This is a genomic window from Streptomyces flavofungini (assembly GCF_041028215.1).
Lineage (GTDB): Bacteria > Actinomycetota > Actinomycetes > Streptomycetales > Streptomycetaceae > Streptomyces > Streptomyces flavofungini_B.
In genome coordinates, this window is record NZ_JASKYR010000024.1 from 1 (window position 1) to 19,994 (window position 19,994).

Genomic DNA, 19,994 nt, shown 5'->3' on the forward strand with positions numbered 1-19,994 from the left:
TCCGGATACCGGACGTGCTAGATTCTGTTGTGACGCCGCCGATGCGGTTCCCGTGCACACCGTGCAATCCGGGCAGTGAAGGTGTTCGCATCCATATGCCTGTGAACACAAGGTCAACAAGATATGTCGTCTACTCATTGCTACCCCCCCGCGGCGCCGGTGGCCGTGCCGGGTGACCCCCAGAAGCTCAAGCGCTCCATCGCGTCGTCGGAGGCACCCTGCTCACGCTCTCCTGCGTGACGCCCGCCTCGACGCTCTTCGTGGTCGTCCCCGACCTCTTCTCCTCGCTCGGCACCGCCACCGCGCTCACCATCGCGATCGGCTCGCTGCTCTGCGTGGGCGTGGCGTTCTGCTATTCGGAGCTCGGCACGCTCATTCCGAGCGCGGGCGGCGAGTACGCGATGGTCTCCACGATGGCGGGCCGTCTCGCGGGCTGGCTGGTCTTCGTCCTCTCCCTGCTCGTCGTGATGATCGTGCCGCCCGTCATCGCCATGGGCACGGCCGACTACCTGGCACCGGTACTCCATCTCGACCCCGCCTACGCGGGAGCGGGCGTCATGATCCTCGCCACCCTCGCGGGCCTGCTCGACCTGCGCGCCAACGCGTGGATCACCGGCATCTTCCTCGTCCTCGAAGTCATCGCCGCGGGCGTCGTCGCCGTCCTCGGCTTCGCGCACGCCGAGCGGGGCGCGGGCAGCCTGGTGGACCTCTCGGTGGCGGGCCCGGGGCCCGGCGGCGTCGACACCGTCACCGCCATGCTGATCGTCTCGGGCCTGGCGATCGCCCTCTTCGTCACGCAGGGCTTCTCCACGGCCGTCTACCTCTCCGAGGAGCTGGAGAACCCGCGCCGCAACGTCGCGCGCACCGTCCTCGCCACCCTCGCCATCTCCACCGTCATCATCCTGGTGCCCGTCGTCGCGATCACCATGGGCGCGGAGAGCCTGACCGCCCTCACCGAGGGCGACATCAGCTCCATGGTCACGGCCTGGTCGAACTCGGCCGTCGGCACGTTCGTCAGCCTCTGCGTGGCCCTCGCGATCATCAACGCGGGCATCGTCATGGTCATCCAGAACTCCCGCGTCCTCTTCGCCTCGGCCCGCGACAAGGCGTGGCCGTCCCCGGTGAACAGGGCCCTGTCCAAGCTGGGCGCGTCCGGCGCGCCGTGGATCGCCACGCTGCTCGTCGGCGTCCCCGGCGCGCTCCTCTGCTTCGTCAACCTGGACACCCTGTACGGGGTCACCGGCGTCTCCGTGACCGGCATGTACCTCCTCGTGGCCGTCGCCGCGCTGCTTGCCCGCCGGGGCGGTCACGGCCACCGGGCGGCGTGGCGGATGCCGCTGTGGCCCGCGGTGCCGGTGGTGCTGATCGCCGTCCTGGCCTACGTCCTGAGCCAGCAGGAGGTGGCGTACCTCGGCTGGACCGGCGGCATCGTGGTGGCGGCCACGCTGTACTTCGTCCTGTACCTGCGACCGCGGCGGGAGACGCGGTGGCTGGTCAGCGTGCCCGAGGAGGAGTGAGCTCAGGAGCTCACCGCGCCGTCCGCACCCGCCGCTCCACCTCCGCCCAGTCCTCCGGGTCCACCTCCACGGAGCCGTCCCCGGCCAGCAGGTCGCGGTCCTTGAAGCCGCTGGACGTGGACACGCACACCACGGGCCCGTCGTCGTGGGGGCCGAGCTGCCGGAACCCCGCGAGCCCGGCGGCGGCCGAGAGCTCGGCCCACGTCCCGGCCCGCGCGAGCTCGGAGCGCGCCGCCTCCATCTCCGCGTCGGAGACCAGCAGCGCACGCCCCCCGCTCTCCCGGACGGCGACGACCCCCCGGTAGCCGCCGACCGGCGACGCGATCGCGTAGGCGGCGGTGGACCCGACGGAGACCCGCGTCGCGGGCACCTCGTCCCGCAGCGCCGCGGCGAGCGGCCCCCCGGCGGCGGGCTCACAGGAGTACAGCCGCGGCACCCGGTCCGCCAGCCCGAGGGCGACCAGCTCCGCGAAGCCCTTCCAGACACCGAAGAGGAGCTCTCCGTACCCCGTGGGCAGGAAGACGGCACCGGGCACACCGAGCTCCACGAAGATCTCGTAGGCGAGCGTCTTGTACCCCTCGGGCCCGAACGCGTGCCCGGTGTGCATGGACGTCACATTGCTGACGGGGTGGTATCCGAACCGCTCGACGATCCTGCGCAGCAGCGGCCACCGCGCGTCCACGGGCACGGGCAGCACCACGGCCCCGTACGCCCGCAGGAACGCGTCGACCGCGGGCGGCGTCCCCGCCGAGCCGAGCACGACGCACCGCAGTCCCGCCCGCGCCGCGTACGCCGCGGCGGAGGCCCCGTGGTTGCCCGACGAGGCGACGACGACGCCCTCCGCGCCCGCGCCGACGGCGGCGCTGACGGTGACGCGGTTGATGCGGTCCTTGTGGCTCCAGGTCGGATTGCGGGACTCGTCCTTGATCCAGAGGCCGTCGCCGAGGGACACGAGGGGCGTGCCGCCCTCGCCGAGCCCCGGCGCGTGCAGCGGCGGCAGGAGCGGGGCCCACCGCTCGTGGCCGCGCGGCCGACCTGGCGCGGTGGCGAAGAGATCGGCGGGGACCTTGTCGTAGGCGTAGTCGACCTCGACGGGGTACGAGACGCTCCCGGTGCCGGTCACCGGGCACCCGGCGGTCAGCGGCGGCCACAGCGGAAAGCGGACGGAGGGGTCACCGAGCGAGCGCTGGCCGGTGGCGAGGGATTCCCGGGATGTCATGGGTGCGAACGGGGATGTCATGGGTGCAGACTCTATGCACCCCTGACATGCTCCGCCTCGGACCGTGCCGCGTACCACGACCGCGGTACGCGCGACGCGGAGTGTACTGCCGGGGGAGGCAGCACAGTTCGGTCCGGCGGCTGCCCCGGTTGTCGGTGCCCACCCGTACGGTTGACGTCATGGATCTACGACTGCCCAGGCCCAGGAAAGGGACGGGCCCCGACAGCGGACACAGGCGCGCGCGGGTCGGGCCGCGCGGGCTCATCGCCGCCGCGGCGGCCGTCGTGCTGCTCGCGGGCGCGGGCACCTGGACGGCCCTCGCCTCGGACGACGGACCGGCCGTGCGCCGCGCCGACGGCACGCTGCACACCGAGGGCGCGCGGATCGACACCTCGTACTTCACGGCGGGCGACCCCGGCCGCAAGCGCCCCGCCGTCCTCATCGGCCACGGCTTCGGCGGCAGCAAGAACGACGTCCGGGAGCAGGCCGAGGGCCTGGCCAAGGACGGGTACGCCGTCCTGACCTGGTCGGCGCGCGGCTTCGGCAAGTCCACCGGCAAGATCGGCCTGAACGACCCGAAGGCCGAGGTCGCCGACGTCTCCAGGATGATCGACTGGCTGGCGGAGCGGCCGGAGGTGCGGCTCGACAAGGACGGCGACCCGCGCGTGGGCGTCACCGGCGCGTCGTACGGAGGCGCGGTCTCGCTCCTCGCGGCCGGGTACGACCGGCGGGTCGACGCGATCGCCCCGCAGATCACGTACTTCGACCTCGCGGACGCCCTCTTCCCCGGCGGCGTCTTCAAGAAGCTCTGGGCGGGCACGTTCATCAACGCGGGCGGCGGCTGCGACCACTTCGAGAAGCGGCTGTGCGCCATGTACAACCGGGTCGCGGTGGCCGGGAAGCCGGACGACGCGGCGCGGAAGCTGCTCGCCGAGCGCAGCCCGGCGGCCGTCGGCGACCGCATCAAGGTGCCGACGCTCCTCGCCCAGGGACAGACCGACTCCCTCTTCCCGCTCGGCCAGGGCGACGCCATCGCCAAGGCGATCCGCGCCAACCACGCGCCCGTGAAGGTGGACTGGATAGCGGGCGGCCATGACGGCGGCGACCGCGAGCGGGGCCGGGTGGAGCGGCGCATCACCTCCTGGTTCGACCGGTACCTGAAGGACGACAAGAGCGTCGACACCGGCCCGGCGTTCCGGGTCACCCGCACCGGGGGCGTGGACTCCACCGACGGGGCCGCGACGCTGCGGGGCGCGAGCTCCGACCGCTACCCCGGCCTGGAGAGCGGCCCGCGCGAGGTGCCGCTCGGCGGGCGCGAGCAGACCTTCGACAACCCCGCGGGCGCCAGCCCGCCCGCCATCTCCGGCCTGCCGGGCATCGGCGCGTCGAACCTCTCCCAGATGTCCTCGCTCGGCGTCGGCGTCTCCCTGGACGTCCCCGGGCAGTACGCCAGGTTCGACTCGCAGCCGCTGCGGGAGGACCTGCGGATCACCGGCACGCCGACCGCGCGCGTGCACGTGAAGTCCTCGCGCGAGGACGCCGTGCTCTTCGCGAAGGTCTACGACGTCGGGCCCGGCGGCAAACAGCGCGTCCTGCCCTCCCAACTGGTCGCTCCGGTGCGCGTCGAGGGCGCGAAGGCGGGCAGGGACGTCGAGCTGCGGATGCCCGCCGTCGACCACGAGGTGCGCAAGGGCCACCGCCTGCGTCTCGTCCTCGCCTCGACCGACCTCGGGTACGCCTCGCCCGCCGAGCCCGCCACGTACACCGTCTCGCTCAAGGGCGACCTCGCGGTGCCGACGGCCTCCGGGGTGCGCACCGCCGCCGCCCCGATGCCCGCCTGGGTCTGGTGGCTGCCGGTCGCCGGAGCCGTGCTCGCCGCCGGTCTCCTCGTCATCGGGCGGCGCCGCACGACGGCGCCCGCCCCCGACCCCGGCCTCGCCGAAGTGCCGTTGGCCATCACCGGCCTGAGCAAGCGGTACGCGCGCTCCACCGACCGGTACGCGGTGCGGGACCTCTCCTTCCGCGTCGAGCGGGGCCAGGTCCTCGGCCTCCTCGGACCCAACGGCGCGGGCAAGACGACGACCCTGCGCATGCTCATGGGCCTGATCAAGCCCGACGCGGGCGAGATCCGCGTCTTCGGGCAGGCGGTCAGGCCCGGCGCGCCCGTCCTCTCCCGGGTCGGCGCGTTCGTCGAGGGCGCCGGATTCCTGCCGCACCTCTCCGGCCGGGAGAACCTGGAGCTGTACTGGAAGGCCACCGGTCGCCCCGCAGAGGACGCCCACCTGGACGAGGCCCTGGAGATCGCCGGGCTCGGCACCGCGCTGGCCCGCGCCGTGCGGACGTACTCCCAGGGCATGCGGCAGCGCCTGGCCATCGCCCAGGCCATGCTCGGCCTGCCCGACCTGCTGATCCTCGACGAGCCGACCAACGGCCTCGACCCGCCGCAGATCCGCGAGATGCGCGAGGTCATGATCCGGTACGCACGCGGCGGGCGCACCGTCATCGTCTCCAGCCACCTCCTCGCCGAGGTCGAGCAGTCCTGCACGCACCTCGTCGTCATGGACCGGGGCCGCCTCATGCAGGCGGGTCCCGTCACCGAGATCGTCGGCTCCGGGGACACGCTCCTGGTCGGCCTCGCGGGGGACGTCTCCGACCCGCTCGTCGAGAAGGTGGCCGCGCTGCCCGGCGTGGCCTCGGCGGACCGCGCCACCGACGGCCTGCTCGTCCGGCTCGACGGCACCGGGGCCGGGACCGCCGCGCGGCTCCTGCCGGAACTGGTGCGCCTTGAGGTGCCGGTGGAGTCCGTGGGCCCGCACCGCCGCCTGGAAGACGCGTTCCTGACCCTGATCGGAGGAGGCGCCGCATGACCGCCACCGCACCCCCGGAGCGCGCCACGGCCCCCGGCTACCGCGCGGGCCGCACCCTGCCCCTGCGGGTCGAGGCGGTCCGCCAGCTCAAGCGGCGCCGCACGCTCGTGATGGGCGCCGTCATGGCGCTCCTGCCCGTGGTGCTCGTCATCGCCTTCGCCGTCGCGGGCGGCTCGCCCGAGTCCCGTGGCGGCCGGGTGACCCTGATGGACACGGCGACGGCGTCGGCCGCGAACTTCACGGCGACCGCCCTGTTCGTGTCGGCGGGCTTCCTGCTCGTCGTCCCCGTGGCGCTGTTCTGCGGGGACACCGTCGCCTCCGAGGCGAGCTGGTCGTCGCTGCGCTATCTGCTCGCGGCGCCGGTGCCGAGGTCCCGGCTGCTCTGGTCCAAGCTCGCCGTCGCGCTCGGCCTCAGCGCCGCCGCGATGATCCTGCTGCCCCTGGTCGCGCTGGCGATCGGCACGGCGGCGTACGGCTGGGGGCCGCTGGAGATCCCGACCGGCGGCGCGCTGCCCGCGGGCACGGCGGTGCGGCGCCTCCTCGTCGTCGTCGCGTACATCTTCGTCTCGCAACTGGTCACCGCCGGGCTCGCGTTCTGGCTCTCCACGCGGACCGACGCGCCGCTGGGCGCGGTCGGCGGCGCGGTCGGCCTGACCATCGTCGGCAATGTGCTCGACGCGGTCACGGCGCTCGGCCACTGGCGGGACTTCCTCCCCGCCCACTGGCAGTTCGCCTGGGCCGACGCCATCCAGCCGACCCCCGAGTGGGGCGGCATGATCCAGGGCTCATCGGTCTCGGTGACGTACGCGCTCGTGCTGTTCGCCCTGGCCTTCCGCGGATTCGCGCGGAAGGACGTGGTGTCCTAGCCCGCGTCGTCCCGCGTCGCCGCTCACCGCATGGTGCCGCGCAGCCGATAGGCGTAGGTGTACGTCCGGCCCGCGTGGAGCAGATACGGCTCCTCCGGGGGTGCGCCCCAGGAGTCGTTGCCGCCCACGCCCATCTGGCGGTGGCTGACGCGCAGGAAGGTCTCCGGGCGCCGGGTCACGTCGTGCGGGTGGCGGGGCCCCTCCAGGTCGGCCGGTGTGTGGTGCAGCGCGCTGAACTCCAGGAACGGCTCCCCGGGCGCGGGGTCGGCGAGGACGACGAGGCCGTCCCCGGAGCGGTCGGTGAGCGTGACGCGCCGCACGTCGGTCTTGTTCCCGGTCTCCTGGGGCCGCTGGTAGGGCGCGGTCTGCTCGCCGACGGCCGAGCGGTAACGGCCCACCAGGGCGCCCGACTTGCGGTCCTGGTAGTTCTCGTGGGGCCCCCGCCCGAGCCAGTCGAGCCGCTCGAACCCGGCGGGCAGCGTCAGCAGCGCCCCCACCACCGGCAGATCGGGCAGCCCGGCGGGAGCCTTGAGGGTGTGCCTGACCCGCACCTCGCCGTCGCCGCGCACGGTGAACACGGTGCGCCAGGGGGACGCCGTCGGTGAGGTCGGCAGCGTGGCGCTCACCTCGATGGTGACCTCGCCGGACGAGGGCCGCGCGGCCCTGACCCCGGTGATCTCCGCCTTGGCCCCCGCCTCGCGCCAGGTGGCGGCCTGCTCGTGGTACTTGCGGCCGATGTCGTTGTCGGTGGGCGCGCGCCAGAGCTGCGGCACGGGACCGTCCGCGAGCAGCAGCCTGCCCTTGACCTTGTACGAGGAGAGGGTCCCCGTGGCCTTGGACAGGACGAGTTCAAGGGCGCGGCCGGTGACCCGTACCTCCTTGTCGTCCTCGTCGAGCGTGAGGCGCGGCAGCGAGCCCGGGTCCGGGTCGGAGGGAGCGGGCGCGTGCCAGTCCTCCAGGGCGAACTGCCCCACGGCCACGACGTGCCCGGCCGGGGCCCAGCGGGCCTTCCTCCGCAGGACGAGGGCGAGGTTCAGCCAGTACTCGGCACCGGGCGCCGGGCGCGCTGGCCTCTCGTAGGGGAGACGGGTCCTCCCGGTGGCGCCGGGGGCCACGTCCGGCGCGGCGAGCGACCCGTGCTGGATCTCCTCGCCGTCGCGGGTGACGGTCCAGCGCAGCTCGTAGGCGTCCAGAGCGGTGAAGAGGTGTTTGTTGGTGACGCGGACGGAGCCCGCGGTGAGGTCGTCCGCGGCGAAGGAGACCGGCTGGTAGACCTTCTTGATCTCCAGGATGCCGGGGTGGAGCGCGCGCGTGGAGGCGACGAGGCCGTTGCCGCTGAAGTTGTCGTCGGTGGGGTAGCCGGGCTTCCAGTCCTCGCCGTAGGAGAGGTAGGTGTGCTCGCGGTCGCCCGGGACGGGGAGCCGGATGTTCTGGTCGCACCAGTCCCAGACGAACGCGCCGTGCAGGTTCGGGTACTTCTCGAAGATCTCCCAGTACTCGGGGAGGTTGCCGCTGCTGTTGCCCATGGAGTGGCAGTACTCGCAGAGCAGGAACGGCTTGGGGGCGCCGGACCTGCCGTACTCCTCGACGCCCGCGGGCTTGGTGTACATCTCGCTGTGCACGTCGGCGACGGAGTTCATGCCCTCGTAGTGCACGGGCCGCGAGGCGTCGCGGGCGCGCACCCAGTCGGCCATGGCCTTGAAGTTGCCGCCCTCACCGGCTTCGTTGCCGAGCGACCAGACGACGACGCTCGGGTGGTTCTTGTCCCGCTCGACCATGGACCGTATCCGGTCCACGCAGGCGTCCGTCCACTCGGGCAGCGAGCCGGGCAGCCGGTCGCGCACGCCGTGCGTCTCAAGGTTCGTCTCGTCGATGACGTAGAGGCCGTACTCGTCGCAGAGTTCGAGCCAGTACGGATGGTTGGGGTAGTGCGAGGTACGGACGGCGTTGATGTTGTGCCGCTTCATCAGCAGCACGTCCTGGAGCATCACCGACTCCGGGACCGCCTGGCCGTGGTCGGGGTGGGACTCGTGCCGGTTGGTGCCGCGGAACATCACGGGGCGGCCGTTGACGGTCAGCCTGCCGGGGCCGAAGTCGACCTGCCGGAAGCCCACACGGGTCCGCTGCACGTCCACGGCCCTGCCGGAGCCGTCCCGCAGGGTGACGACGAGGGTGTACAGATGCGGCTGCTCGGCCGACCACAGCGCGGGCCTGTCGATGCCGGCCTCCAGGCGCAGGGGCTCCCCGGGCACCGCGTCGCCGCGCAGCCGCCCGCCGGGCACGGGATGGCCCCCGGCGTCGTGCAGCACGGCCTCGACGCGGTGCGCCCGCCGCTCCGTACGCCCTTCGCCGCCCCGGTCGCGCACGGTGACGCCGACGGACAGGACCGCGTCCCGGAACGCCCCGTCCAGACCGGTCCGCACCTCCAGGTCGTGCACATGCGTCTCGGGTACGGAGTACAGGTACACGTCACGGAAGATCCCGGACAGGTCGATCATGTCCTGATCCTCCAGCCAGCTCCCGTCGGACCAGCGGTAGACCTCGACGGCCAGGGTGTTCTCGCCCGGCCGCAGGTGCCCGGTGATGTCGAACTCGGCGGGGGTGTAGCTGTCCTCGCTGTAACCGGCCTTCTCGCCGTTGACCCAGACGAAGAACGCCGACTTCACGCCCTGGAAGGAGAGCAGCGTGCGGCGGTCCCGCCAGCCGCGCGGCACGGTGAAGGTGCGGCGGTAGGAGCCGACGGGGTTGAAGTCCCGCGGCACGTCGGGGAAGTCGGGCTTCTCGTAGCCCTCCCACGCGTATCTGATGTTGAGGTAGACCGGGTGCGGATAGCCCTCGATCTCCCAGTTCGAGGGGACGGCGATCCGGTCCCAGCCGCTCACGTCGTAGCCGTCGGCCTCGAAGCCGGCCGGCCGCCGCTCCGGGTTCCTGGACCAGTGGAAGGCCCAGCGCCCGTTGAGCGAGCGGTACCAGGGCGACTTCGTGTGGTCGCCGCGCAGGGCGTCGGCGGTGGAGGCGTACGGGACGAGGCGGGCGCGGGCGGGTTCCCTGTTGACCTCGAAGACGCGCGGATCGGCGTTCCACTCGGGGCTCTTCGCGGCGGCCGGGGCCGTACCGGTGGCGGCGGAGGCCTGTTGCTGTGCGGCGGAGGCCTGCTTCTGCGCGGCGAAGGCCTGCTTCTGGGCGGCGAAGGCGGCCCAGCCCGCCAGCGCGGTACCGGTGACGAGGAGGGAGCGGCGGCTCGGACGGTGGGCGCTCATGCGGCAACTCCGAACGTAAGACAACAAGAACCATCAGCGTCAGACGTATTCGCGCACAACACAAGACCCGTGCAAGCCATGGGCCCCGCTGCGCGCGGGACGCCTCCGGCCGCTTCTCGACCGGTTGTTGCGCGGGGTGGTGAGCCCCCGTCAGCCGCGCTCCCCCCGGGCTCCGCACGCCTCCCGCTCCGCCCGTACCGGATCGCTGGAGAACCGGAAGGAGGTCCGCTCCACGGCCCCCGTCAGATTCCGCCAGAACCGCCCCGCCGTCATCGGCGCCCGCGTCGCCGCCCGCAGCTCCGCGAAGGGACCGCATCGCAGCGCCCGCCGGGCGGCGTCGACCCGGGCGGGGTCCATGCCCGCGGGCAGCGCGCCCGGCACACCGCGCTCGGCGACGATCCACTCGTCCGGAAGCCGTTTGTCGTGCCCCACACGGCCGTTGAAGCCCTCGGAGTGGGCGGCGAGGGGGTAGGCGAGCCCGATCGGGTCGAGGGCGGCGCCGGAGAGCGGGATGACGGTGCCGCTGAAGCCGAGGGTGTTGTAGACGCCGGTCACGCCGGGCCGCGCGGCCGGTACGGCGGTCCGCGCGAGCAGCAGCGTGCCCTCGCCCCTCTTCCGGGCGCTCTCGCGGACGAGGCGGGCGTAGGCCATGTTGCCGGGCTGTCCGGCGAAGCCGTGGTGGAGGGGGTGGGCCGCGGCGTTCTGGCGGACGTACACGCCGCGCTCGTCGGCGATGCCCTGCGGCCCGATCCGCCCCTCGTAGGGCATCCGCAGCAGCGCCGCGCAGGCGACGGCCCAGACCGCGGTCCCGGCCGCCACGATCGTCCACGCGCGCGTGGGGGGCACCAGGAAGACGGGCAGCAGCATCAGGAGCAGCCCCGGCAGGAACATCCGGCCGTGCATGAAGTCGCCGCCGACCTTGATGACGTAGAGCCAGCAGAGGGCGCCCGCGAGCAGGGGCGCGGCCACGGGGACGAGGGCGCGGGCCCGCGCGGGGGTGAGGATCGCGGGCGCCGGGCCGCTCCCGCGCGCGGGGAGGTGCGCCAGGGCCCCCGCGAGGATGATCAGCAGGGGCAGCCACAGTACGTAGGGCCCGGCGAAGTCCCGCAGATAGTCGAGGCCCCGCGCCCACAGACTCCGCGAGGCCTCCTTGGTGACGCCCGGCAGCGGCATCAGATGTCCGTAGTACCCCATGCGGAAGACCTCGTACGCGACGGGCAGCGCCCCCGCGGCCCCCGCCCCCGCGAGGACACCGCGCCACGAGGGCCGCGCGAGGACCCACTGTCCCGCGAGGAAGACGGCGGAGACCAGCGCCAGGTCGGGCCGTACGAGCGGCCCGAGGCCGAGCACCACGCACGTCGACAGGGCACGCGGACGCGCGACGAGCGCGAGCCAGGACCCGGCGATCCAGCAGGTGGCGAGCCCGGTCTCCAGGCCGGAGGTGGCGAAGTCCCAGACGGGCGGCAGCGCGAGCAGCACCAGGGCGCCGCAGGGCAGCAGCAGCCGGTCGCTCCCGTGGAGGCGGAGCGCCGCGAGCCCGGCGAGCGCGAAACCGGCGGCGGTGCACAACAGCCCGCCGTACATGGCCAGCGTGGCGACGTCGAAGCCGGGTGCCCCGGCGGCCACGAGCAGCCACTGCCAGAGCGTCCCGGTGGACGACTCGGCGCGCTCCCCGGCGTTGAAGACGGGCCCGTTGCCCGCCAGGATCTGCCGGACCGTCCGTACGTAGATGTGCCCGTCGTCCGACATCCACCGCCGCTGGAATCCGGCGACGGCGACGACGAGGGCGGGCAGCAGACAGAGCCCCACCCGCGGGGGCCCGTGCCATCGCCGGACCCCCGCGTCCTCGGGGCGCCCGGCGACGGGCGGCGCGGTACGGACACCTGAGGAGTACGTAGACGTCATGCACGCTACATCGGCGCAGGTCATGCCGGGCTTGAGCCGGGCGGCGGGGAACCCGAGGGGGCTATGGGGCCTTCGGGATGTCGAAGTACCGGGTGAGTCCGGCGGCGAGGGCGACGTCCCCGACGACCTTGACCTTGCGCAGCATGAAGAGCTTGACGGGCCCGACGTTCCCGGAGACCAGCTTGAGGAAGTCGGGGTCGGCCAGGATGAGCGTGAGGCGCGGCTTGGCGTCCGAGCGCCCCTCGCGCACGGCGCAGGTGCCCTCGTCGATCTCGGTCTCGTACACGGCGTCGTCGTTGTCGCCGCTGCCCGTGATCTGCCAGCGGATCAGGGCCTTGAGCGACCCGGCCGCGTCCGGCCTGAACTGCCGCTCCATACGGCCGAAGACCTCGCTCAGGACGCGGGTGCGCAGGGCGCCGTCGCGGGCGATCGCGGTTATCTCCTTGTCGGAGAGCTCCTTGACCAGTCCGGCGAACTCCTCGGGGGTGACGCTCGCGAAGTCGAGCCCGGCGATCCTGCTGACGTCGTCCGCCACGGCCATCTCCTTACTCCGAAGTAAACTTACTTTGGAGTAAGGTATTGCGGAACAGTGGTCGCTGACAAGGGAGGAGGACGACGAGGATGAGCGGCACATCTTCCCAGGGCGAGGGCTCCCCGGGGGGCGCGAGCGCCGATTCCGTGCGCAGGCGGCGGGTCCCGCGTGCCGAGCGCGAGCGGCAGATCGTCGACGTGGCGGTCGAGGTCTTCGCCAAGCGCGGCTATCACGCGACGTCGGTGGACGAGATCGCGGAACTGGCCGGAATCTCCAAGCCGATGGTGTATCTCTACCTCGACTCCAAGGAGGGCCTCTTCCTCGCCTGCCTGCACCGCGAGGCGAACCGCCTGGTCGTGGCCTTCCAGGGCGCGGCGAAGGCGGTCGCCCCGTCCCCCGAACTGCGCCTGCACGCGGGCCTCCTCGCCTTCTTCGGCTTCGTCGCCGAACACCGCGCGGGCTGGGTCGTGCTGCACCGCCAGGCCGCGGAACTGACCGAGGCGATCGCCGGGGCCGCGGCCGAGGCGCGCCGCGCGGTGATGGCCGAGGTGGCGGACCTGGTGCGGGCGGGCATCGCCGAGAGCGGCCCGGCCTCGCGGCTCTCCGCCGAGGACGCCGACTTCGTGGCCCACGCGCTGGTCGGCGCGGCGGACTCCCTGACGGACTGGATGGCCCGCCACCCCGGCCGCACCCCGGAGGACGTGACGCTGCGGCTGATGAACATGGTGTGGGTGGGGATGGGCGGAGTGCTGGCGGGGCGAACGTGGAGCCTGGAGGACCCGGGCGACGCGCCGCATTGAACTTTCTTGCGCTCCTCCCTGGACGCTCCTCGGGAATCCTCCCCGGACGCTCCTCGGGAATCCCCCTTGAACTTTCCCTACGGATCGGTAAGTTGACTCCCGAGTAAGTACGCACCGCACCGCGCACACCAGCAGTCGCCAGGACTGCCGTCGGACAGCCGTGAACCCGGGAGCCGTCATGGGCGTACGCAAGGATCTGCGAAAGGCACAACGGCACGGCGGCGGCCTCGCCGAACGGGCCAGGGTCGAACTGGTCAAAGACGCGCAAGGAACGGTGCGCGAGGCCCGCACCCCGCCGCTGGCGACGCACCCGGCGACGGGCACCATCGCCGACATCCCCTTCACGAACGCGGCCGAGGCGCCCGCCGCCGTCGTCCTGCGCCGCAAGCAGGGCGGCGCGTGGTGCCCGGTGAGCGCGGAGGCCTTCGCGCGCGAGGTGACCGAGACGGCGAAGGGCCTGGTGGCGGCGGGCCTCGCACCGGGCGGCAGGGTCGCGCTGATGTCCCGTACGCGCTACGAGTGGGCGGTCCTCGACTTCGCTATTTGGGCGGCGGGCGGCCAGACCGTACCGGTCTACGCGACGTCGTCGGCGGAACAGATCGAGTGGATGGTCAGCGACTCGGGCGCGAGCCTGCTCATCGCGGAGACGCCGGAGAACGCCGCGACGGCGGAGGCGGCCTGCGCCGGGCTGAAGACCCCGCCGGACATCCGCACGCTGGACGGCGGTGCGATGCGGGATCTGAGGGAGGCGGGCCGGGAGATCCCCGACGAGGAGGTGTCGAAACGCCGCTCGGCGCTGACCGCGGACTCCATAGCGACGCTCTGCTACACCTCGGGGACGACGGGCCGCCCCAAGGGCTGCGTGCTCACGCACGGGAACCTGCACGCCGAGGCGGCGAACACGGTGGAGCTCCTGCACCCGGTCTTCAGGGAGATCACGGGCCAGGTGGCGTCGACGCTCCTCTTCCTCCCGCTGGCCCACATCCTGGGCCGCACGATCCAGCTCGCGTGCCTGCTGGCCCGCATCGAGCTGGGCCACTGGCCGAGTATCAGGCCGGACGAACTCCGGCCGGAGCTGCGCGGGTTCCGGCCGACGTTCGTCGTCGGCGTCCCGTACCTCTTCGAGAAGATCCACGACACGGGCCGGGCGACGGCGGAGAAGATCGGCCGGGGAGCCTCCTTCGACCGGGCGGAACGGGTGGCGGTCCGGTTCGGCGAGGCGTCCCTGGCGAAGTTCCTGTCCAAGACGGCCCCGGGCCCGTCGCTGGGCCTCTCCCTGGGCTGGGCTCTCTACGACCTCCTGGTCTACCGCCGCATCCGCAAGGAGGTCGGCGGCCGCCTGCGCTACGCGATCAGCGGCGGCTCACCCCTGGACCGCGACCTGAACCTCTTCTTCTACGCGGCCGGAATCATCATCTACGAGGGCTACGGCCTGACGGAGACGTCGGCGGCGGCCACGATCACGCCCCCGCTGAAGCCGCGCCCCGGCACGGTGGGACTGCCGGTGCCGGGCACGGCGGTGCGGATCGCGGACGACGGAGAGGTACTGATCAAGGGCGGCATCGTCTTCGGCGCCTACTGGAACAACCCGGCGGCGACGGACGCGGTGCTGCGGGACGAGTGGTTCGCCACGGGTGACATCGGCGCCCTGGACGCCGACGGCTACCTCACGATCACCGGCCGCAAGAAGGACATCATCGTCACGTCGGGCGGCAAGAACGTCTCCCCGGCGATCCTGGAGGACCGCCTGCGCAGCCGCGCCCCGGTGGCCCAGTGCATGGTCGTCGGCGAAAACCGCTCCTACGTAGCCGCGCTCATCACCCTGGACCCCGAGGCGGTCGCCAACTGGCTGACCCTCCGCAAACGCCCTCGCGAGACCCCGCTCAGCGAACTGGCCAAGGACCCGGACATGCTGGGTTACGTCCAGAAGGCGGTGGACCACGCGAACGCGGCGGTCTCCCGAGCGGAATCGATCCGCACCTTCGCGATCATCGAAGGCGACTTCACCGAGGACAACGGCCTCCTGACCCCGTCCCTGAAAATCAGACGGCACGCGGTGACGGAGGCTTATGCGGGGGAGATCGAGGGGTTGTACGGGGGCTGAGCGACGGCTCTCCGACGAGTGGACGCGGACGGCCCCCCCATCCGGTGCGCGACACCGGCTCCATCGCGCTGCCCGCCGTTGGGCAGGACGACGAGCGTGCGGGGCCTTCCCACTGAGCGAAACACGTCCGGACATAGAAGAGCCCCTCACGCGTTACCGCAGGTGAGAGGCTTGTGCGCCCCCGGCAGGACTCGAACCTGCGGCCAAGCGCTTAGAAGGCGCCTGCTCTATCCACTGAGCTACGGGGGCCGGGTGTGGCCATGTGGCGAAGGGGGTGGATGTGGGGGGCATCCGTGACCTTGCCGGGGACAAGGATAGGGGTTTGGTGTCCGTGTCCCTGGTGCTCCGCCTCCGCGCCACGATGTGGAGGTTCAGTGAAGCGGTCCTGATAATCGCAGGCAGGTGCGAATCTCGCATCGCTTTTGGCGTCTCACGCCACGGGTGTTGTGCACTCGTTATGCCTGCGCCCCGGCCACCCCTTCCATCACCCGTGTCTGATCGGCGCGCAGAGCGGCTCATATGCTTCAGAAAACCGTCAAAATTGGGCATTCTTCACATGTGGTGACTCTGGACGTACGGCCTCAATTGCTTGACGCACTCTCCGCCCTGCGCGAGCGTGTCGCCGCCGCACGCTTTCCGCTCCCCCTTCCGGGGGCGCCACGCGCGCGTGCCAACCGGGACGAGCTGCTCGCCCAGCTCGATGACTATCTGGTGCCCCGGCTCAAGGCACCCGAAGCACCCCTCCTCGCCGTCATCGGCGGGTCCACCGGCGCCGGAAAGTCCACACTGGTGAACTCCCTGGTCGGACGCCGGGTCAGCGAGGCGGGAGTGCTGCGGCCCACGACACGTACGCCGGTACTCGTATGCCATCCGGACGACCACCTCTGGTTCTCCGGGATGCGCGTCCTGCCCGACCTCACGCGCGTGTGGATGCCGGAACGGGACCCCATGGAGGGCGGGGCCAACGGAGAGGACGGCGGCGCCGACGACGACCAGGACGACGACGCCGTGCTCGCCCTGACGGGTGACGACGAGCGCGCCCTGCGCATCGAGACCGCGCCCAGCCTGCCCCGCGGCCTCGCCCTCCTGGATGCCCCCGACATCGACTCCCTCCTCGCGAACAACCGCGTCCTGGCCGCCGAGCTGATCTCCGCCGCCGACGTATGGGTGATGGTGACCACCGCCTCGCGCTACGCCGACGCGGTGGCCTGGCACCTCCTGCGCACCGCCAAGGAGCACGACGCCACCCTCGTCACCGTCCTCGACCGCGTGCCCCACCAGGTGGTGACCGAGGTGTCACGGCAGTACGGGGCGCTCCTCACGAAGGCGGGCCTCGGCGACGTGCCCCGCTTCACGGTGCCCGAGCTGCCCGAGTCCGCGGGCAACGGCGGCCTCCTCCCCGCCACCGCCGTCGCACCCCTGCGTGCCTGGCTCACCCACCGGGTGCAGGACCCCGACGCGCGCGTGCAGGCCATCGCCCGCACGGCGAACGGAGTCCTGGACTCGCTCGACGTCCGGATGCCCGAACTCGCCGGGGCGGTGGCCGCCCAGCACGCCGCCGCGCTCCGGCTCACCAACGCCGTCGACGAGGCGTACGACAACGAGCACGCGCGCGTACAGGGCCGTCTCCAGGCCGGGGGAGTGCTCGCGGGAGGCGCCTTGAAACGGTGGCGCAGCTACCCCCTCGACTGCGGGGCCGACGAACTGCTCGACGCCATCTGCGAGAGCCTGGAGGCGCTCCTGCTCTGCGCCGTGACCGCCGCCGACGAGCGCATCGACGAGGCCTGGCGGCGCGAGCCCGCCGCCGGCGCCCCCGGCCTCGCCGACCGCGACCCGTCCATGGAGAGCGCCGAGCACCGCATCGGGATGGCCGTCCGCAGATGGCGGCGCGTCCTGGAGGAGTACGCCGAGGACGAGGTCCGCGGCCTCCAGGGCGTGGAGAAGAACGCGCTCCCTGACCCCGAGGCCGTCGCCGCGCTGCTCGCCACCGTGCTCCTCGGCGGGCACCGGGCCCGCGTGGCCGGTGAGGTGCTCGCCGAGCGGATCGGTGCCCAGGGCGCGGTCCGGCTGCGCGACCGGGGCGCGCACCTGCTCGTCGGCTACCTGGAGAAGATCCTCGCCACCGAGCGGGACCGGCGGCTCGCCCCCCTGGACGTCCTCGAAGTGCACCCCGAACCCCAGGCCGCTCTGATCGCCGCCCTGTCCGTACTGCAGAAGGAGAGGTGACGCGGTGACCACCGTCACTGACCACACCGAGCACGACGAGCGGGGCGAGCGTACCGGCGGCCCCGGCCGCTTCGCCGACGGCTCCGACGAGGCCTGGGACGACGGCCTCATCGCCCGGCGTGTCGCCGAAGGGCAGCCCCAGCGCCTCGCCGAGAACACGGCACGCGCGTACGCCCCCTCCAAGCAGCCACCCGCTTCCTACGAGGGCCCGCTGAGCGAACGGCTCGACGCGCTGCGCGAGCTCGTCGGGCTCTCCCGCACCCGCCTGGACAGCGACACCCTCGCCGAGGCGGGGCGCGTCCTGGACGAGTCCGCCGCCCGGCGCAAGCTGTCGGGGCGGCACACGGTCGTCGCCATCGCGGGCGCCACCGGCAGCGGCAAGTCGACGCTCTTCAACGCCCTCGCGGGCGTGATGATCTCCGACACGGGCGTACGCAGGCCGACCACGGCCGCACCCCTGGGGTGCAGTTGGACGGACGGCGCGGCGGGCCTCCTCGACCGGCTCGGCATCCCGGGACGGCTGCGCAGACGGCCGCTCCAGGGGCCCGGCGCGGACGACCTCAGGGGGCTCGTCCTGATCGACCTGCCCGACCACGACTCGGCCGCCGCCGAGCACCGCGAGCACGTCGACCGCATCCTGGGCCTCGTCGACGCCGTCATCTGGATCGTCGACCCGGAGAAGTACGCCGACGCGATGCTCCACGAACGCTATCTGCGCCCCATGGCGGGGCACGCGGAGGTCACCTTCGTGGTGCTCAACCAGATCGACCGGCTCCCCGGTGACGCCGCCGACCAGGTCCTCGACGATCTGCGGCGGCTCCTGGACGAGGACGGCCTCGCCCTCGGCGAGCACGGCGAGCCGGGCGCCACGGTTCTCGCGGTCTCCGCGCTCACCGGCGAGGGCATGGAGGAACTCCGGGACTCCCTCAGCCACTTCACCAGGGAGCGGGCCGCCGCCGCCCGCCGCATCGCCGCCGACCTGGACGCCGCGGCGGAACGACTGCGTCCGGTGTATGTGGCGGGCCCGTCGGCGGGCCGTAACCGAGGGCGCGTCGGGCTCAGCGAGGAGGCGCGCGAGGAGTTCACCGACCGCCTCGCCGAGGCCGTGGGCGCCACCACCGCCGGGGAGGCGGCGGAACGGTCCTGGTGCAGGAACGCGGGCAAGGCGTGCGGCGACCCCTGGCTGCGGCTGTGGCGCTGGTACGAGGCGCGGCGCTCGGCCGAGGGCTCCGCCGCCCCGATCGCGCCGGGCCCGGTGGACGAGGAGGTCACGGCCCGCCAGCGCGTGGAGCACGCGGTACGCGCGGTGGCCGACGAGGCTGCGGCAGGGCTGCCCCAGCCCTGGGGCCAGGCCGTACGGGAGGCCGCGGTGCGCGGCGCCGAAGGGCTGCCCGAGGAGCTGGACGTCCTTGCGGTACGGGCCGGAGTGCCGTCGGGCCGCCCGCCGAGGCCCAACTGGTGGCCCGCCGCGGTGCTCACCCAGGCGGCGATGAGCCTGCTCCAGGTCGTCGGCGGCCTCTGGCTGCTCGCCCAGGTCCTCGGCGCCGCCACGCCGAACCTGGGGGTGCCGGTGCTCCTGATGCTGACCGGCATCGTGGGCGGCCCCTGCGTGGAGTGGACGAGCCGCCTGGCGGCGCGTGGTCCCGCCCGGCGGTACGGACGTGAGGCGGAACGGCGGCTGAGGGAGGCGGCTGCCGGGTGCGGGCGCGCCCGCGTCCTCGATCCGGTGGCGGCGGAGCTGCTGCGGTACCGGGAGGTCAGGGAGCAGTACGTACGGGTGACGGGGGCGCGGGCGCCGCTGTGGTGACGTGGCCCCGGGGGGCTTCGGCCCCTTCGGCCCCTCGGCCCCTGAAGAGTGACGGAGTTTTCCACAACCTGGGGGTAGCCCACAGGGCCCAGCGGGATCGGCCGGGCCGGTGCAGTCTGGGATCGCAGCCGCGGAAGGCGCGGCGAAGGCGGAAGCGGACGCACGGGGAGGGCTCGATCATGAACGAGACGATGGTCACGGTGGTGGGGAACGTGGCGACGACACCGGTGTACCGGGAGTTGCCGTCGGGACCGGTGGCCCGGTTCCGGCTCGCGGTGACGGCCCGGTACTTCGACGCGGTGAAGAACACGTGGAACGACGGCCACACCAACTTCTTCACGGTATGGGCCAAGCGCACGCTCGGCGCCAATGTGCAGGGTTCGCTGACGGTCGGCGAACCGGTCATCGTGCAGGGCAGGTTGCGGGTGCGCGACGAGGAGCGGGGCGGCCAGCACTGGACGTCGGCGGACATCGACGCGCAGGCCATCGGACACGATCTGTCGCGCGGCACCGCGGCGTTCCGGCGGGTGCTGAAGGGCGAGGCGTCACTGACGGAAGCGGGGGCGGCGAGGGAGCGCCCGGAGCCCGAACGGACGGCGGCGGCAGCGGGGTGACGTGCGGTCAACTCTCCATTGATTTGTCGATAAGCCCAGCTCGGAGCCGAGGTTGCGATAACGATTCCGATTCGGATCGGTTATCCGACCGTATGACTGGGGATCACGCTGGGCCGTTTCCTTAGGATGCCGAACGTAACTCACGGGGCAGTTGGCAGGAGAGGCCACGCAGGTGGCAGGTGTTCCTGCCTCTTTCAATCTGCTGGCGGGACCACCCCCCTCGTTCTGAACGGGTCCCGCACGGAGGAGAATCCAGTGTTTTCTGCGTGGTCCATAC

The 19,994-nt window shown here is 72.7% G+C and carries 11 protein-coding genes, 1 tRNA gene and 1 pseudogene; 8 read left to right on the forward strand and 5 right to left on the reverse strand.

Annotation, left to right across the window (positions count from 1 at the left end; all coding sequences use genetic code 11):
- The first annotated feature begins 123 nt into the window (after positions 1-123).
- Positions 124-1,517 (forward strand): annotated as a pseudogene (locus tag AB8Z36_RS03470) (APC family permease).
- Between the two features lie 10 nt (positions 1,518-1,527).
- Here AB8Z36_RS03470 and AB8Z36_RS03475 read toward each other — a convergent pair.
- The gene (locus tag AB8Z36_RS03475; RefSeq protein ID WP_440581848.1) at positions 1,528-2,757 is read right to left on the reverse strand and encodes a threonine synthase; all 1,230 of its coding nucleotides are present in this window, start codon (positions 2,755-2,757) and stop codon (positions 1,528-1,530) included.
- Positions 2,758-2,915: 158 nt separating this feature from the next.
- On the opposite strand from AB8Z36_RS03475, the gene AB8Z36_RS03480 reads away from it, so the two are divergent.
- Together AB8Z36_RS03480 and AB8Z36_RS03485 are read left to right on the forward strand one after the other, a co-directional pair.
- Positions 2,916-5,603, forward strand: coding sequence for an alpha/beta fold hydrolase (locus AB8Z36_RS03480; RefSeq protein ID WP_369211677.1), 2,688 nt, complete (start codon positions 2,916-2,918; stop codon positions 5,601-5,603).
- Positions 5,600-6,469 carry an ABC transporter permease gene (locus tag AB8Z36_RS03485; RefSeq protein WP_369211678.1) on the forward strand — a complete coding sequence of 290 codons (870 nt, stop codon included), beginning with the start codon at positions 5,600-5,602 and terminating at the stop codon, positions 6,467-6,469. The genes AB8Z36_RS03480 and AB8Z36_RS03485 overlap by 4 nt, the downstream gene beginning before the upstream one ends.
- Before the next feature lie 23 nt (positions 6,470-6,492).
- Here the strand turns inward: AB8Z36_RS03485 and AB8Z36_RS03490 are convergent, their stop codons facing one another.
- From AB8Z36_RS03490 to AB8Z36_RS03500, 3 genes are all read right to left on the reverse strand, one after another.
- Positions 6,493-9,729, reverse strand: coding sequence for a glycoside hydrolase family 2 TIM barrel-domain containing protein (locus tag AB8Z36_RS03490; protein ID WP_369211679.1), 3,237 nt, complete (start codon positions 9,727-9,729; stop codon positions 6,493-6,495).
- A gap of 150 nt (positions 9,730-9,879) precedes the next feature.
- Positions 9,880-11,634: a hypothetical protein gene (locus tag AB8Z36_RS03495; RefSeq protein WP_369211680.1), complete on the reverse strand. Its 1,755-nt coding sequence runs from the start codon at positions 11,632-11,634 to the stop codon at positions 9,880-9,882.
- Positions 11,635-11,695: 61 nt separating this feature from the next.
- Positions 11,696-12,175, reverse strand: coding sequence for an SCP2 sterol-binding domain-containing protein (locus AB8Z36_RS03500; RefSeq protein WP_369211681.1), 480 nt, complete (start codon positions 12,173-12,175; stop codon positions 11,696-11,698).
- Positions 12,176-12,255: 80 nt separating this feature from the next.
- Between AB8Z36_RS03500 and AB8Z36_RS03505 the strand changes: the two genes are divergently transcribed.
- On the forward strand, positions 12,256-12,966 hold the full coding sequence (locus AB8Z36_RS03505) for a TetR/AcrR family transcriptional regulator (RefSeq protein ID WP_369211682.1): 711 nt from the start codon (positions 12,256-12,258) through the stop codon (positions 12,964-12,966).
- Between the two features lie 178 nt (positions 12,967-13,144).
- Positions 13,145-15,070: an AMP-dependent synthetase/ligase gene (locus AB8Z36_RS03510; RefSeq protein WP_369211683.1), complete on the forward strand. Its 1,926-nt coding sequence runs from the start codon at positions 13,145-13,147 to the stop codon at positions 15,068-15,070.
- A gap of 176 nt (positions 15,071-15,246) precedes the next feature.
- Here AB8Z36_RS03510 and AB8Z36_RS03515 read toward each other — a convergent pair.
- Positions 15,247-15,319, reverse strand: a tRNA-Arg gene (locus tag AB8Z36_RS03515).
- 309 nt (positions 15,320-15,628) lie between these two features.
- Between AB8Z36_RS03515 and AB8Z36_RS03520 the strand changes: the two genes are divergently transcribed.
- From AB8Z36_RS03520 to AB8Z36_RS03530, 3 genes are all read left to right on the forward strand, one after another.
- Positions 15,629-17,296, forward strand: coding sequence for a dynamin family protein (locus AB8Z36_RS03520; protein ID WP_440581849.1), 1,668 nt, complete (start codon positions 15,629-15,631; stop codon positions 17,294-17,296).
- 4 nt (positions 17,297-17,300) lie between these two features.
- On the forward strand, positions 17,301-19,103 hold the full coding sequence (locus AB8Z36_RS03525; protein WP_369211685.1) for a GTPase: 1,803 nt from the start codon (positions 17,301-17,303) through the stop codon (positions 19,101-19,103).
- A gap of 179 nt (positions 19,104-19,282) precedes the next feature.
- Positions 19,283-19,717: a single-stranded DNA-binding protein gene (locus AB8Z36_RS03530; RefSeq protein WP_369211686.1), complete on the forward strand. Its 435-nt coding sequence runs from the start codon at positions 19,283-19,285 to the stop codon at positions 19,715-19,717.
- Positions 19,718-19,994: the final 277 nt, after the last annotated feature.

Bases quoted from the DNA above. Each gene is read 5' to 3' on its own strand.
- AB8Z36_RS03485 (WP_369211678.1), top strand. From the start codon at position 5,600: ATGACCGCCACCGCACCCCCGGAGCGCGCCACGGCCCCCGGCTACCGC.
- AB8Z36_RS03510 (WP_369211683.1), top strand. From the start codon at position 13,145: ATGGGCGTACGCAAGGATCTGCGAAAGGCACAACGGCACGGCGGCGGC.
- AB8Z36_RS03530 (WP_369211686.1), top strand. From the start codon at position 19,283: ATGAACGAGACGATGGTCACGGTGGTGGGGAACGTGGCGACGACACCG.
- AB8Z36_RS03480 (WP_369211677.1), top strand. From the start codon at position 2,916: ATGGATCTACGACTGCCCAGGCCCAGGAAAGGGACGGGCCCCGACAGC.
- AB8Z36_RS03495 (WP_369211680.1), bottom strand. From the start codon at position 11,634: ATGACGTCTACGTACTCCTCAGGTGTCCGTACCGCGCCGCCCGTCGCC.
- AB8Z36_RS03500 (WP_369211681.1), bottom strand. From the start codon at position 12,175: ATGGCCGTGGCGGACGACGTCAGCAGGATCGCCGGGCTCGACTTCGCG.
- AB8Z36_RS03475 (WP_440581848.1), bottom strand. From the start codon at position 2,757: ATGACATCCCCGTTCGCACCCATGACATCCCGGGAATCCCTCGCCACC.
- AB8Z36_RS03505 (WP_369211682.1), top strand. From the start codon at position 12,256: ATGAGCGGCACATCTTCCCAGGGCGAGGGCTCCCCGGGGGGCGCGAGC.
- AB8Z36_RS03490 (WP_369211679.1), bottom strand. From the start codon at position 9,729: ATGAGCGCCCACCGTCCGAGCCGCCGCTCCCTCCTCGTCACCGGTACC.